Source organism: Parasutterella secunda, from assembly GCF_024733725.1.
Lineage (GTDB): Bacteria > Pseudomonadota > Gammaproteobacteria > Burkholderiales > Burkholderiaceae_F > Aphodousia > Aphodousia faecalis.
In genome coordinates, this window is the sequence record NZ_JANRHP010000009.1 from 18,065 (window position 1) to 31,587 (window position 13,523).

The following is a 13,523-nucleotide window of genomic DNA, read 5'->3' on the forward strand; positions in this document are numbered from 1 at the left end:
AAAAATGCATTTGAAATCTTCCCTATTGCGCGCCTCGGTGGCGACGGCGCTCATGTCGATTGCAGGTGTCGCTTTTGCGGCAGCCTCTGATTTTGTCATTAAAGATATCCGCATTGAAGGTATCGCCCGTACGGAGCCCGGTACGGTGCTCTCGCACTTGCCGTTTCAAGTAGGCGATGAATTCACAGACGCTAAAGGCAATACGGCCATTCATGCGTTGTATGGATCGGGCCTTTTCCGTGATGTGCGCTTGCAGCGCGACGGCAATGTGTTGGTTGTTCAAGTTCAGGAACGTCCGGCAGTCGCATCCATCAGCACGCAGGGTATCCGCGCGTTTGACCATTCTGCCATTGAACAGAGCTTGCGAGATGTCGGCTTAGCCGAAGGTCGAATTTTTGACCATGCGACTTTGGATCGCGCTGACCAAGAAATGCGCCGTCAATATTTGGCCCGCGGTTACTATGGGGTGGACGTTAAGACAACGGTGACGCCTTTGGATCGCAACCGCGTGAGACTCTCTATTGTGGTTGATGAAGGCGAAGCGGCCAGCATTGAATCTATCCGTTTTGTCGGCAACCGTGTGATGGATGACGAAGAGTTGCAGGAACAGATGCAGCTCACGCCCTCGGGTTGGATGAGCTGGTACACAAAGAGCAACCTCTATTCGCGTGAAAAGCTTGCAGCCGATATTGAATCGATTCGCTCGTATTATCTTAATAACGGTTATCTGGACTTTAAAGTTGACAGTGTCCAGGTTTCCATCGCTCCGAATAAACAAGATATCTTTATCACGATCAACGTCACCGAAGGCGAACAGTATCACGTCTCGGGTGTTGAGTTGACCGGTGATATGTTGGGTCTGCATGACGAACTTCAACAATTAATTGAAGTGGAAACAGGCTCTATTTACAACGCTGAAGTCATTAACCGTACCTCTACGGCCATTACCGATAAGCTCTCGAGCATCGGCTACGCGTTTGCTTCGGCTCGTCCGAATCCTGTCGTTACCGGTGACAATGAAGCAAAGATTGTCTACACGATTGACCCGGGTCGTCGAGCTTATGTCCGTCACGTCAATATTTCCGGCAACAGCAAGACGCAAGACGAAGTGATTCGTCGTGAAGTGCGTCAGTATGAAGCGGCCTGGTTTGACAGCGACAAGGTGAAACTTTCCCGTGACCGTATTGACCGTTTAGGTTTCTTTGATTCGGTGACCGTCGATCCGAAACCGGTTCCGGGTACACGTGACCAGGTTGATTTGGAAGTGGTCGTGAAAGAACGTCCGACAGGCTCCATTAGCTTGGGTGCCGGTTTCTCCACAAGTGACGGTGTGATTTTGTCGGCCGGTTTTGCTCAAAACAACATTTTCGGTACCGGTAAGGCGTTAAGCGCAGAAGTCAATACGTCAGATAGCTCCCGTACTTATGCTGTTTCTTTGACTGAACCGTACGTGACACCGGAAGGCATCTCGCGCTCAATTGACTTGTACGATCGTCGAGTCGATATGGATGAGCTCGATTTGGCCGATGACCTTGAATACGAAACCCGCGGTGCGGCTGTGAGCTGGGGTATTCCGTTTACCGAATACGACCGCGTGTTCTTGGGCGCCAAGTGGGAAAATACTATTGTTGATGCTGGGGATGGAGCACCGGAAAGGTACAGAAACTATACAAGAGAATTTGGGAAATCTCCCCATGCTGTTGCCGCTACAGTTGGTTGGTCACGTGATAGCCGCGATAACGCTTTGGCACCAACTCGTGGTACGTATCAAAGAATTTCCGGTGAAGTTACGCTTCCTGTGATGGATCTTCGTTACTACCGTGCCAGCTACCAGTTGCAACATTACTGGCCGGTAACCCGTGATTTGACCTTGGCGTTTAACGGCGAAATCGGTTACGGTGATAGCTGGGGCGGTAAAGAATATCCGTTCTTTAAGAACTTCTACGCAGGCGGTATCGGTAGTGTCCGCGGTTACGAAAACTCTAGCTTAGGTCCAAAAGATAATTCCAGCGGTGGCGAGGGAGATAGTGCCGGTGGTAATGCATCACTTAATTTCTCTTTTGAAATGTTGATGCCTTTGCCGGGTGCCGACCGTACGCTTCGCTGGTTTACCTTCCTTGATGGAGGTTGGGTTTGGGGCGACTCGTATCGACAAGGCGGTGTCGTAGATGAAAAGATGAAGATTTCCTTGTCTGATCTGCGTTACTCAGTCGGTGTCGGTGTAGCCTGGATTTCGCCGTTAGGCCCGTTGAAGTTCAGTATCGCGGCGCCGCTCAACGACAAGGATGGCGACGAAGTCGAACGCTTCCAATTCCAAATCGGTACGGGCTTCTAACATAGCCTGATCACCTTTACGGAAGGGTTCGCAAAATACTGGGGAAAGGGGTTTAAAGACCGCCTTTCCCTTGAGCGTACATGGAGTACATGAAAATATGCTGAAAAAATTGGCTCTTGCCTCGATTCTTTCATTGGCGATGATGGCCCAATCGGCACTAGCTGATACAAAAATCGGGGTAGTGAATCCGGATCGTATTCTTCGAGAAAGTGCCGCGGCGCACTCGGCTCAAGTGAAACTTGAAAAGGAGTTTGCTTCCCGAGAAAAGTCTTTGTCCATCTCAGCCAAAGCGCTTAAGGCTGACGTTGAAAAATACCAAAAACGCGCCTCGAAGATGAGCAATACCGAACGGATGGCCGAAGAGCGTAAGTTGGCTGATCGTGAACGGTCGCTGCAACGTCGTGAACGTGAATTGCGTGAAGACTTAAACCGTCGCAGAAATGAAGAATTGCAGTCAATTTTGATGCGAAGCAATGAAATTATCCGCGACATCGCCCGCAAGGGAAAATATGACTTGATCGTTCAAGAGGCTGTTTATGTCGGTCCGAACGTGGATATCACCGATCAGGTCATTAAAGCTTTGGGGAAATAAGTTATGACACAAAGAACTGCTTATCCGATTGCTGTTCTCGTGGAAGCGGTGCGCCAGCAATGCGCTGGACGCCTTGCTCAAGAATTGGTCGGCCCTTTTGAAGGGGTGGCTGTCAGAAGTATCGGCGCATTAAGCCACGCCAAACCCGACGAAGTGGCATTTTTGGCTAATCCGAAATTTATTCATGAAGTCAAAGACTGCCAGGCTGGCGTCATTGTGCTTCGCAAAGAAGATAAGGAAGCTATTTACGGTGATGAAACGCCGCGCGCGATGGTCATCACCCCCAATCCTTATGCCTGGTTTGCTTTTGCCTTGCAAGTCGTCGAAAAACTTCAAAATCAATTTGCAAGTGGCATTCATCCTCATGCCTCCGTTGCCGTGACGGCTAAGGTTGATCCGACAGCCCGTGTGGATGCCGGTGCTGTTATCGAAGATCACGCAGTGGTTGGAGCGCGCGCTTGGATTGGCGCCAACAGTGTGGTAGGAGTCGGCTCTGTCATCGGGGACGATACGCGCCTGCATCCCAATGTCACCGTTGATCATCACTGCACGATCGGGGCGCGTTGTGTGCTGCAGTCGGGTTGCGTGATCGGTGGCGACGGTTTTGGTTTTGCTCCCTTTGAAGGCGAGTGGGTGAAGATTCCTCAAATCGGCAGTGTTCGAATTGAAGATGACGTGGAAATCGGTGCCAATACCGCTGTCGATCGTGGTGCGCTCGATGACACGGTGATCGGCAAAGGCAGCAAAGTTGATAACTTAATTCAGATCGCGCACAACTGCCGCTTGGGCGAACACTGTGTGATGGCAGGCGCTGCCAGCATGGCAGGATCCACTACGTTGGGTGACCATGTTACTGTCGGTGGCGCAGCTAATATCAACGGCCATATCAAGATTCCGAGCGGAGCGACCATCGGGCCGGCAACGACCGTGATTTCTTATCCGGATGACACGAAACTTATGATGGGCTTTTTCCCTGCGATGCCCAATCGTGAGTTTGAACGCTCAGCTGTAATGATTAAACATTTGCCTGAGATGCGTAAGCGCTTAAGAGCGCTTGAAGCGGCTTTGGCAAAATTAGAAGACAATCAAAAGGAAAAATAAGAAAATGAAATACAACATTCAAGATATTATGAAATATCTTCCGCACCGTTATCCGTTTTTGTTGATTGACCGTGTGGAAAGTGTGTCGGACGACTTGACGACGGCTGTTGTCATCAAAAACATCACGGCCAATGAACCGCAATTCCAAGGCCATTTCCCGGAATGTCCGGTCATGCCCGGTGTTTTGATTATTGAATCCATGGCTCAAGCCTGCGCCGTGTTGGCCTTGGCCCGTTTGACTGAAGAGCAGCGCAATGACGGCTCGCTTTACTTCTTTGCCGGCATTGATAATGCCCGCTTTAAGAAAGTCGTGCAGCCCGGCGATCAATTGAAGATTCATTGTCACTTCTTGAAGGACCGAGCCGGTATCGGTAAGTTTGAAGCGACGGCCATGGTTGATGACCAAGTTGCATGTGTGGCCACGATGATGTGCGCCCGCCGCAAGATGGATTAATGTTTCTTTGACGCATGACGTCAAACGCCGGTCTCAAGCATTACTCTGACCGGTAACGATTAACTGAATAGAGGCGAGCCATCATGGCAAAAATTCATCATTTCTCTTTAGTCGATCCTGCCGCTCAATTGGCCGATGACGTTGTTGTCGGACCGTTTTGCGTTGTCGGACCGAAGGTGAAGATCGGTGCGGGCACGGTACTGATTTCCCATGTCAATATCACGGGAAATACAGAAATCGGGGAACGCAACCGCATTTTCCCCAATGCCAGTATCGGCTGCGAGCCCCAGGATAAAAAGTACAAAGGCGAAGATACGCGTTTGGTGATTGGCGATGACAACGTGATTCGTGAACACGTGACGATCGCCACAGGGACCGTTCAGGATCACGGCATTACCGTGGTCGGCAACCGCAATCTCTTTATGGCTAATGTCCACGTTGCCCACGACTGTATCGTGGGTGACGATACGATTTTGGCCAATAACGTCGGTTTAGCCGGTCACTCCATTGTGGCAAGCCGTGCCATTATCGGTGGTCAAGCCGGTGTGCACCAATTCTGCCGTATCGGCGAAGGAGCCATGGTGGGCGGCGGTTCCATCTTGGTGATGGACGTTCCGCCTTTTGTGATCTGTAACGGTAATCCTGCCGAGCCCCATGGTTTGAATGTTGTGGGTCTGCGCCGTGCGGGTTACGACCTGAAAGCGCTTAATGCGTTTAAGGCTGCCTATAAGACCATTTACCGTGACGGTCTTCGCATTCCTGAAGCCATTAAAGTGCTCGACGTGTTGATTACCAATAATCCGCAAGTCGCCCGTGAACTTCAGCTCATGCGTGACTTCATCGCCACGAGTGAACGCGGCATTATTCGCCCGAAGGCTTAATGCACTGATGGCTAAAGACATTGTTTGGCTCGCCGGAGAAACCTCCGGCGACTTCATCGCCTCATTGGTGCTGCCTCAGGTGGCTTCTCTTTACCCGGGTGAGCACATGCTGGGAATCGGGGGCGATCGGATGATTGCCGCCGGTCTTGAGCCTTGGCATCACAGCAGCGTCCTTTCGGTGAGAGGCTACGTCGAGGTTCTCAAAAAGCTTCCCTCCCTTTTAAAGCTCAGGCGCGAGATGAAGCGCCGCGTCGCTCAACTTTCTCCACGCGCCTTTATTGGCGTGGACGCGCCCGACTTTAACTTGTCTATTGAAGAGTATTTAAGGGCCGAAGGACTCAAAACCATTCATTTTGTTTGTCCTTCCATTTGGGCTTGGCGTCCTGAAAGAATCCATCAGATTAAGCGGGCAGTTGATCATATGCTGCTCATCTTTCCCTTTGAGAAGAAGCTGATGGATGAAGCGGGGATTGAATCGACCTATATCGGTCATCCCTTGGCTCGGGAAATTCCGATGCACCCCGACAAAGATGCTGCCAGAGAAAAACTGGGTGTGGACGCCTTGGGGCCGGTATTTGCTGTTTTACCCGGCTCGCGGCAAGCAGAAGTGGCTTGGTGTGGACCTCATTTTTTCGGTGCCTGTGAAAAAGTTCTTCAATTTGACAAACGATCCATTTTCTTGGTGCCGGCCGCTGATGTAGCTCGTGAAGAGCAGATTAAAGCCGTTCTGAATAATTTCCCTAAAGCTAAAGCCGCCACTCGGATTATCCGCTCTGACAGCCATACGGTGATGCAGGCAAGCGATGCGATTTTGGTGGCTTCAGGTACGGCCACTTTAGAAGCGGCACTCTTTAAACGACCGATGGTGGTGGGTTATGCAATGCCCGGTATCACAGGTATTTTGATGCAAAAGAAAGGCATCATTGATTTTGTGAGCCTGCCCAATATTTTGGCTGGTGAACGATTGGTTCCTGAAATTCTTCAATACTATTGCCGCGCTGAGACACTGGCTTATGCACTGTGGCATGAGTATGAAAGACGCGATGACAGTCGGCTGATGGATCGCTTTACGGCTATGCATGTGTCTTTATTGCGTGATACGCCGAAATTAGCTTGCGATGCCATTGCATCGGTTTGCGGTTCTTAAACCATGTCTGAATCCGATCTTGATTTATTTGCCCCGGAGCAATTCTCAAGGATTGCGGGTGTCGATGAAGTGGGGCGAGGCTGTTTGGCAGGCCCCGTTGTCGCGGCAGCCGTGATTTTAGATCCTAATCGTCCGATTAAGGGATTGCGGGATAGTAAAAAGCTTTCTGCGAAAAAGCGTGATGAACTCGCCCAAGAGATCAAAGAAAAGGCTCTGGCTTGGTCCGTGGCGGCGATGGGGCCTGAGGTGATTGATAAAATCAATATCCTGCAGGCAACCCTTGAAGCGATGAAGGCGGCCGTGGAAAAGCTTCCTGTTGAACCGGATTTTGTTCAGGTGGATGGAAACAAGTTGCCTAAATGGAAGTGGCTGTCTGAAGCGGTAGTCAAAGGCGATGATAAAGTGGAGTGGATTTCTGCGGCTTCCATTATTGCCAAAACAACCCGTGATGCCTACATGTGCAAAATGGCTGAGCTTTATCCGCAATACGGCTTTGAGCATCATGTGGGTTATGGCACGGCCGAACACATTAAAGCGTTAAAGGCTTATGGGCCCACGCCCATTCACCGAAAAACTTTTGCTCCTGTCAGAGAGGTCATTGATGGACTATCGACTGATACAAAGTGACTCCAATCCGAAATTTAAGCGTTGGCGAAAATTAGCCGAAAACGCTCGTTTCATAAAAAGGGAAAAAGCAACACTTGCTGAAGGCGCTCACCTTCTTCTAACGATGGCAGAAAGAGGGATTACGCCCGCAGCTCTGTTGCTAAGAAGCGGCGGCATCAGTGACGAAGTGGGTAATGTTGTTGAAAACTATGCCAGAGAAGGCGTTCCCTGTTATGTACTTGATAATCGTCTCTATGACATGATTTCGCCCGTGGAGCACGGAGCGGGAATCATGGCTGAAGTGGCTATTGTTGAGCGTGAGCTTCCCGTTTCACAAAAAACGGATGTGCTCTATTTGGACGGCGTGCAGGATCCGGGAAACGTCGGTACGCTTATTCGCAGTGCCGTCGCAGCAGGAGTTAAAACCATTGCGGCCAATCGTGAAACGGCAGCCTTATGGTCACCCAAGGCGCTTCGCGCCGGCATGGGCGCTCATTTTGCAGCGGCTATCTATGAAAATGTTGAGCCGCGGGAGCTTGCTGGTGCGTTTGACGCTAAGCGTTTAGCAGCTGATGCTCGAGGCGGCTCTGATCTCTATGCGACAGCCGATTGGGAAAAGGCAAATGTCGTCTGGATGATGGGTGCCGAGGGACCGGGGTTAAGCGAAGAAGCCCTTACCTGCGCCGATCAGCGCCTTTATATTCCGATTGAACACGATTGTGAGTCGCTGAATGTGGGCGCGGCCGCCGCTGTCTGTCTCTTTGAATTAAGACGGCGCCGACTTTCTTTGAAATCGTTAAAATAGTGCGGTTTAAACCGTGCACTCAATAGCTGTGAAAGTTTTTAATTGCGTTTGTGAATTCGGTCATCAATTTGAGGGTTGGTTTGATTCGGTCGAGAGTTTGGACGAACAAATCAAGGCTCATCTTGTGGCTTGCCCCTATTGTGATACGACGAACGTCAAGCGCGTTCCGACAGCTTCCTATGTTTTAGCTTCAAGAGATAAAGCGAAGACCCAAATATCCGAAAAAGAGCTTGAGGCTGAAATTCGCAGCAAAATGTACACCGCCGCCCGTAAGCTCTTAAAGGGGAGTGAAAATGTGGGTGAGCGCTTTGCGCAGGAAGCTCGGGCTGTTCATCAGGGCAAAGCCCCAATACGTACGATTCACGGTCGCTGTACGCTCGAAGATGCCGAGGAACTTCTGGATGAAGGCATTAATGTTTTGCCTTTGCCCGAAGGTGTCGTGCACGAAAATAATTAATTGAGGACGTCTTAAAAATGGCTTTATTCGGTCAGCTGACAAAACCGGCAAAGGAGTTGCCGCTCATTGATGTGAGTAATCCTGATATTGTGATGGAGCTTCTTGAAGAGCTCGCCATTACGGTATCGACAAGCGAATGGATTAAAGCCAATGAACCCTACCATCCAGAAGCGGCTGATATTCATGATCAAGCCCAAGATGTTTACTCTGACCTCTTAGGTATTTTCCAAGGCAAAGTGCGTGATAAGCGTGTTAACCGCAAAGTGCATTGGGCGGGCGATCCCCTTCGTGAACATTTATCGCGTCATGAAGTCGAGGTTGAAGGGGATGTGATTGAATTTGCCCTTCAGCGTTTTTTACGCGCTTTCTTGGAGCATGCGCGTGCACCGCAAGAAGGCCGTGAAAGCATTTCACGCAAAGAATACTATGCATTTATGAGCGGTTGGGCGCACTATTTTGCTGGCCTTGCCCCTGATGAAACCCCTCCCGTTGACAATCTTGAGGATGAGGAATAAATCATGGCCGATATGACCAAGGTAAAAAAGGGTATCCGTTTATTCTTAAACATTCTTTTTGTCATTGTGGTGGCCGCCGCGATTATTATGGGCTGGGGTAAAGAAGTGGATGATCCGGACGCTTGGTTTCCGGAATGGGTCGAAGAAAAAGAAGAGCCGGCTCAAGCTCCTGCTCAGGCAGAGCCCGATCTTAAAGCAGAAGCTTCCAAGCAATAAAAAAAATCGGCAATATAAGCTGAAAGCGGGGAAGAGTCCCCGCTTTTGCCTACTTAACGATTGGTAATAGTGGTTTTTGACCTTCCGCACCTACCAAAGTGCAAGCGGCCAATAAGACTAACTGCGGCCCTTGATGGATGTCTTGAGCCACAAAGTATTCATCCAACGAGTGGAATTTTTCGGATAATCCGCCCGACCCCAAACAGGCCGAAGGAATATTCTTGCTGATGGGGGCGTTGGCATCGGTAGCTGACGGGCAAAATTGCGTCAATTCAATCCCCAAAAGTTTTTGTGCACAAAGAGCCGTTTGTATAACGGGGCAATCATCGGGACGGGCTCCGGCCGGCCGATCACCGATTTGTGTTTTAGTGAGCTTGAGCATTCTTTCGGGATCGGTAATGCCCCAGCGCTTGTTTTCTTCTGCCACTCCATCTTCAAAAGCTTGAAAGATTTGAGCTTCAAGTTTTAAGAGCTCTTCGTTGGAAATGCTTCTGATATCAACATCGACTTCACAGCTCGGAGCGATGGTATTAACCGATGTGCCCCCCTTAATTGTTCCGATATTGAAAGTCGTGTAGGGTTCGCTTGGAGGCGTTAATTGATCAATCAGATGGCCGGCATGGCACATCGCATGGATGGCGCTCGGGATTTTTCCAAAGTCCATGAAGCTGTGACCGCCGGGACCACTGATGCCGACGCGCCAACGATGACAGCCCACGCCGCCCATTACGACGACACCGGCCGTAAAAGAATCGATGGCAATATAGCCGTCAATGTGCCGTTCGCCATTGCAAATAAACTTGGCCCCGCGAATGTCTCCATTGCCTTCTTCACCCACGGTGCCAACAAAAATGATGTCGCCTTCTGTTTGAATATCGGCTTCGTTAAAGCAGCGGATCAACTGCAGCAAGGCGCGAACGCCGCTGGTGTTGTCTCCGATACCCGGAGCGTAGTACGTATCACCTTTGCGGCGAACCGTCACATCTGTGCCCTCCGGAAAGACCGTATCCATATGCGCGTCAATAACCAAAACCGGGCCGTTGCCGCTGCCTTTGCGAATTCCCACCACATTGCCGATGGCGTCAATGGTGACATCGGTCAAACCGTATGCTTTCATGCGGCGGGCGATCTCTTGGGCTCTTTTTTCTTCGTGGAAGGTCGGCGATGGAATTTCACAAATCTCCACTTGCTCTGCCATTGCCTGATCCGTTTGTTTTTGGGCAATATCCAAAGCTTTTTGAATCTTTGGAAGCTCTTTTAGGCTTTGCATGGCAGAGAAAACGCTTTGGTCAATGGCAGGAACGTCAGGATGAAGACTATCGGACATGATGATTCCTTGAGGAAATTGTTGATGTTGCTAATTTAGCACCATCGCTAAAAAAGAAATAGGTTGATCCTTTGTCTAAGCATCAACCTGTGTTTGATTTCTATTTTGTTCCGCAGGCGCGCTCATTGAGCTGCCACATATCAAGCGGACGGTAGGCTTCGATCCGCTTTTTCTCCGCTTCGGTTGCCTCACGCATCTTTGTGTAGTCGGTTAAAAAGTCGGTTTTATCATCGGCCCATGGGTAAAAAAGGATGGGGCCTTTCAACGTATAGACGCCCTTTTCATTCATCCACAAAGAGATGTTGTAGCCAAATGCCCTTTGAGGATCGTCAACGGCAGCCAAGAGGTTGCGTCCGCCCACGGTGCGGTACGTGGCATCTGAAAGACTTAAGGCGTATAGCGTCGGGAAAATGTCTTTGTGTGACCCAACACGTTTTTCATCAAAATGAATGTCAACGGCCTTTTTAACATCGTCTGATGCCCACACATAGAAGGGGACGGCGACGTCCTTAAAGGGGCCATCGGTCACAATGGGCTTCATGCCGAGCATCCGATGGTCGGCCGTGGCTCCAATCACCATCGCTCGATTTTTGATGGATTTGAGATTGGAAATGGTCTGTCCCAACGCATCCGCGCTGGACTGATAAGTTTGCATAATGGTCAGAAGCGATTGAGCGTAATCGTCGTGGTTGTAATGACGATTAATCACTTCTGGCACCGTGATGGGTTTGGGAGTATAGCCTTCTGGAACATGGTAGGGCGGATGGTTGGAGGTGGAAAGCACCACCATGAAAACGGGCTTATCGGATTTCTTTATCAAATCCTCAGCGAACTTGAAAGCATAGTGGTCGGCTACGCCCCACTCGGTTGTTGAGGATAAACCGAAGGCGTCCATCAGGTGGGTTTGATCATAGACTTCATCAACATGTTGCAGGGGCAGATACTCGTCCATGTTTTCCCATGCTGTTGTACCGGATGTGACAAAAACAGTTCGGTAGCCCGCTTTTTTATAAACCTCAAAAGGCGTGCCGGGCAGGGGAACATTTCGAATTGAGGAAGTGCTCACCTGAGAGACCGGACTTAAGAATAGGAGCTGAGCGACCGATTGAATGGTGTGCAGATCGGCTGACGTAAAACGTTCAAAAACGTAGTCAGACTTAAAATGAGGACGAAGGGCACCCATCAAATCCACTTTGCCTGGCTCGTCATAACTCATCATGTTAAAACCCATGCTTTCCATGATGAAGAAAGCAACGTGAGGCTTGATCTGGGCCAATTGAGTGTTAACCGGTGTTGATTGAGTCAGGGAACCGATCTGAGCGGCCTGCATAAGTTTTTCACCGCGCTTGAGTGAGGCCGGTTCAAATTTCATAGAGTGTTTACGGTCCTGCGCCGCGTAGTAAAGCGCCATCGGAGCGTTTAAAACCAACTCATTGATTTGTTTGACAACCGAGACCTGCGCATTATTGCGTCTTAAAGGATAGCGTGAAGTAAGAGACCCACGGGCAAGAAAGACAAAAGCAATGACACCGACCACGATAAGCGCAACGGCTTTAATGGTTGAGAGCGTATCCCAAAGCGCGCAAGCACTTAATCGAACAAAGATTTTTTTCCATAACCAAAAAAGGAAAACGGTTACCGCGATGACACCCAATGAATTTGAGATGATCGGATAATCCTGCCACACCGTGGTCATGACGGCCTGAGGCTCTTCGTGCAGGAAGTTGAAAACGAAGATGTCGATAGCGGTTTGAAATGTCTGGATGTAGTGGAAGTTACAGACCGAGAGCAAAACGACAGCGAAGAAGGCAAAGACGCTCCAGATCGTCAAAAACTTAATTAAAAGCCTCCAGGTTGCCTTGAAGTAGAAAAGAAACAGGCAAGCCAGAAGGGGAATAATGGCCAAAATGGCCCCGCTTCGGGCATCAAAACGCAAGCCCAAATACCGCATTCTCCAAACATCATCACTTTGGATCATCTCTGCGGGGACTTCTCTGACGACAATCAGCCAGAAGTAAAGTTCTCGGATAGCCGCCATAAAAACAATGGCAAGGCCCACCAAGACAAAACATTGACATAAAAGCAATAAAAATCGTCCTAGAGGAGAGTCTGGACGATGTATTTTTGGGAAAAAGCTCATTTTTCGGTCAAGGTCTATTGTTTTCGACATTTTAGCGAAAAGGCTTTTTAGACGAGGGATTATCAAAGCTTGGTTACAAAAAGGCGCCGTGATTTTTACGGCGCCGTTAAAAGGTGATTATTTGGCTGTGTCGCCTAACATCGCGTGTGAATCTGAATAGTGAATGCTCATCGGAGCATTCATCACAATATAGTTCACCATCGGGATTTTGCTGATTTTGGCTTGAGCCGCTGTGAGAGGATCCATGGAGGTGACGCTCGTTTGAGCGGAAGTCCACACCAAACCGAAAAAGCAACACAGGCAAATGAGCCAATTAATCATGTTCACGTGACTCCACAATCCCGAGGTGCTGAAAATCGTCGTCAGTCGATGCCAAAGGCCTAAAAACAAACCTGTGACAAAGAGCGTCATGACGGTATCAAAGAAAATCGGGTAGGAACTTGAATAAGCCGCAAGGTTGGCAAACGGAGCGTTGAAAAAGAGATCAACCTGGGCGGCGTTAAGCGGCAATCCGGTTGCGCCTAAAACATGGATATTGGCGCAGGTGGTTGCCATCAGCCAAGCAGCGCTCAACGTTACCCAAACACCAATGATCTTTAAGCATAATCTGAAAAAGGCCGGTCCCAAGGCACCCAAAAGCGAGACAACAATACCCGGCAGCATCAGATAGTAAGCAAGCTTCGCGTCATATCGAAGTCCGACCATCCAAATATCGATGTATTCATCTTTAACCACTACTTTATCCAAAGCAGTTTGAGTGATAAAGACATCCATGTAAAGTTCGCGGAAAACAAAATTGAGTGCGCAAATCAGTAAGGCAAAAACAGCCAGACTCATGAAAAGCACGAGCACGCGCGCGAAGGGATGCTCCGGACATTGAACGGGAGCAAGAGCCTTGATCGTACGTTGATGTTTCATTTTTTTATGCAAAATTAAATAAATAGGGA

14 protein-coding genes are annotated in these 13,523 nt (G+C 49.5%); 11 read left to right on the forward strand and 3 right to left on the reverse strand.

The window, feature by feature from the left end; translation table 11 throughout:
- Positions 1–4: 4 nt before the first annotated feature.
- The 11 genes from bamA to NW199_RS08175 all read left to right on the forward strand — a co-directional run bounded on the left by bamA (position 5) and on the right by NW199_RS08175 (position 9,109).
- Entirely contained in the window at positions 5–2,335 is a 2,331-nt protein-coding gene (gene bamA / locus NW199_RS08125) for an outer membrane protein assembly factor BamA (protein WP_258334268.1), read from the forward strand.
- Positions 2,336–2,432: 97 nt separating this feature from the next.
- A complete protein-coding gene (locus NW199_RS08130) occupies positions 2,433–2,927 on the forward strand; it encodes an OmpH/Skp family outer membrane protein (RefSeq protein WP_258334269.1) in 495 nt (164 codons plus the stop codon).
- A 3-nt stretch (positions 2,928–2,930) separates the two neighbouring features.
- The gene (lpxD, locus tag NW199_RS08135) at positions 2,931–4,028 is read left to right on the forward strand and encodes a UDP-3-O-(3-hydroxymyristoyl)glucosamine N-acyltransferase (protein WP_258334270.1); all 1,098 of its coding nucleotides are present in this window, start codon (positions 2,931–2,933) and stop codon (positions 4,026–4,028) included.
- Between the two features lie 4 nt (positions 4,029–4,032).
- The gene (gene fabZ / locus NW199_RS08140; protein ID WP_022473334.1) at positions 4,033–4,482 is read left to right on the forward strand and encodes a 3-hydroxyacyl-ACP dehydratase FabZ; all 450 of its coding nucleotides are present in this window, start codon (positions 4,033–4,035) and stop codon (positions 4,480–4,482) included.
- 83 nt (positions 4,483–4,565) lie between these two features.
- Entirely contained in the window at positions 4,566–5,363 is a 798-nt protein-coding gene (lpxA, locus tag NW199_RS08145; protein WP_022473335.1) for an acyl-ACP--UDP-N-acetylglucosamine O-acyltransferase, read from the forward strand.
- Between the two features lie 7 nt (positions 5,364–5,370).
- The gene (lpxB, locus tag NW199_RS08150; protein ID WP_258334271.1) at positions 5,371–6,510 is read left to right on the forward strand and encodes a lipid-A-disaccharide synthase; all 1,140 of its coding nucleotides are present in this window, start codon (positions 5,371–5,373) and stop codon (positions 6,508–6,510) included.
- A 3-nt stretch (positions 6,511–6,513) separates the two neighbouring features.
- Positions 6,514–7,137: a ribonuclease HII gene (gene rnhB, locus NW199_RS08155; protein WP_258334272.1), complete on the forward strand. Its 624-nt coding sequence runs from the start codon at positions 6,514–6,516 to the stop codon at positions 7,135–7,137.
- The gene (locus tag NW199_RS08160; protein WP_258334273.1) at positions 7,112–7,921 is read left to right on the forward strand and encodes a TrmH family RNA methyltransferase; all 810 of its coding nucleotides are present in this window, start codon (positions 7,112–7,114) and stop codon (positions 7,919–7,921) included. The genes rnhB and NW199_RS08160 overlap by 26 nt, the downstream gene beginning before the upstream one ends.
- A gap of 28 nt (positions 7,922–7,949) precedes the next feature.
- Complete coding sequence (locus tag NW199_RS08165; RefSeq protein WP_258334274.1) at positions 7,950–8,378, forward strand: DUF1178 family protein; 429 nt, start codon at positions 7,950–7,952, stop codon at positions 8,376–8,378.
- 17 nt (positions 8,379–8,395) lie between these two features.
- Positions 8,396–8,893: a hypothetical protein gene (locus NW199_RS08170; RefSeq protein WP_022473340.1), complete on the forward strand. Its 498-nt coding sequence runs from the start codon at positions 8,396–8,398 to the stop codon at positions 8,891–8,893.
- Positions 8,894–8,896: 3 nt separating this feature from the next.
- The gene (locus NW199_RS08175; protein ID WP_249092412.1) at positions 8,897–9,109 is read left to right on the forward strand and encodes a hypothetical protein; all 213 of its coding nucleotides are present in this window, start codon (positions 8,897–8,899) and stop codon (positions 9,107–9,109) included.
- A 49-nt stretch (positions 9,110–9,158) separates the two neighbouring features.
- Here NW199_RS08175 and NW199_RS08180 read toward each other — a convergent pair whose 3' ends face one another.
- The 3 genes from NW199_RS08180 to NW199_RS08190 form a co-directional block, all read right to left on the reverse strand.
- On the reverse strand, positions 9,159–10,436 hold the full coding sequence (locus NW199_RS08180; protein ID WP_258334275.1) for a M20/M25/M40 family metallo-hydrolase: 1,278 nt from the start codon (positions 10,434–10,436) through the stop codon (positions 9,159–9,161).
- Between the two features lie 100 nt (positions 10,437–10,536).
- Positions 10,537–12,522 (reverse strand): LTA synthase family protein, encoded by a 1,986-nt coding sequence (locus tag NW199_RS08185; protein WP_258334276.1) that lies wholly within the window; start codon positions 12,520–12,522, stop codon positions 10,537–10,539.
- A 171-nt stretch (positions 12,523–12,693) separates the two neighbouring features.
- Positions 12,694–13,494 carry an LTA synthase family protein gene (locus NW199_RS08190; RefSeq protein ID WP_258334277.1) on the reverse strand — a complete coding sequence of 267 codons (801 nt, stop codon included), beginning with the start codon at positions 13,492–13,494 and terminating at the stop codon, positions 12,694–12,696.
- Between the last annotated feature and the right edge of the window lie 29 nt (positions 13,495–13,523).

What these genes read in the sequence shown, in the direction of transcription:
- NW199_RS08160 (WP_258334273.1), top strand. Translation starts at nt 7,112, where the DNA reads ATGGACTATCGACTGATACAAAGTGACTCCAATCCGAAATTTAAGCGT.
- NW199_RS08175 (WP_249092412.1), top strand. Translation starts at nt 8,897, where the DNA reads ATGGCCGATATGACCAAGGTAAAAAAGGGTATCCGTTTATTCTTAAAC.
- fabZ (WP_022473334.1), top strand. Translation starts at nt 4,033, where the DNA reads ATGAAATACAACATTCAAGATATTATGAAATATCTTCCGCACCGTTAT.
- NW199_RS08130 (WP_258334269.1), top strand. Translation starts at nt 2,433, where the DNA reads ATGCTGAAAAAATTGGCTCTTGCCTCGATTCTTTCATTGGCGATGATG.
- lpxB (WP_258334271.1), top strand. Translation starts at nt 5,371, where the DNA reads ATGGCTAAAGACATTGTTTGGCTCGCCGGAGAAACCTCCGGCGACTTC.
- lpxA (WP_022473335.1), top strand. Translation starts at nt 4,566, where the DNA reads ATGGCAAAAATTCATCATTTCTCTTTAGTCGATCCTGCCGCTCAATTG.
- NW199_RS08180 (WP_258334275.1), bottom strand. Translation starts at nt 10,436, where the DNA reads ATGTCCGATAGTCTTCATCCTGACGTTCCTGCCATTGACCAAAGCGTT.
- bamA (WP_258334268.1), top strand. Translation starts at nt 5, where the DNA reads ATGCATTTGAAATCTTCCCTATTGCGCGCCTCGGTGGCGACGGCGCTC.
- NW199_RS08190 (WP_258334277.1), bottom strand. Translation starts at nt 13,494, where the DNA reads ATGAAACATCAACGTACGATCAAGGCTCTTGCTCCCGTTCAATGTCCG.
- rnhB (WP_258334272.1), top strand. Translation starts at nt 6,514, where the DNA reads ATGTCTGAATCCGATCTTGATTTATTTGCCCCGGAGCAATTCTCAAGG.
- NW199_RS08170 (WP_022473340.1), top strand. Translation starts at nt 8,396, where the DNA reads ATGGCTTTATTCGGTCAGCTGACAAAACCGGCAAAGGAGTTGCCGCTC.
- lpxD (WP_258334270.1), top strand. Translation starts at nt 2,931, where the DNA reads ATGACACAAAGAACTGCTTATCCGATTGCTGTTCTCGTGGAAGCGGTG.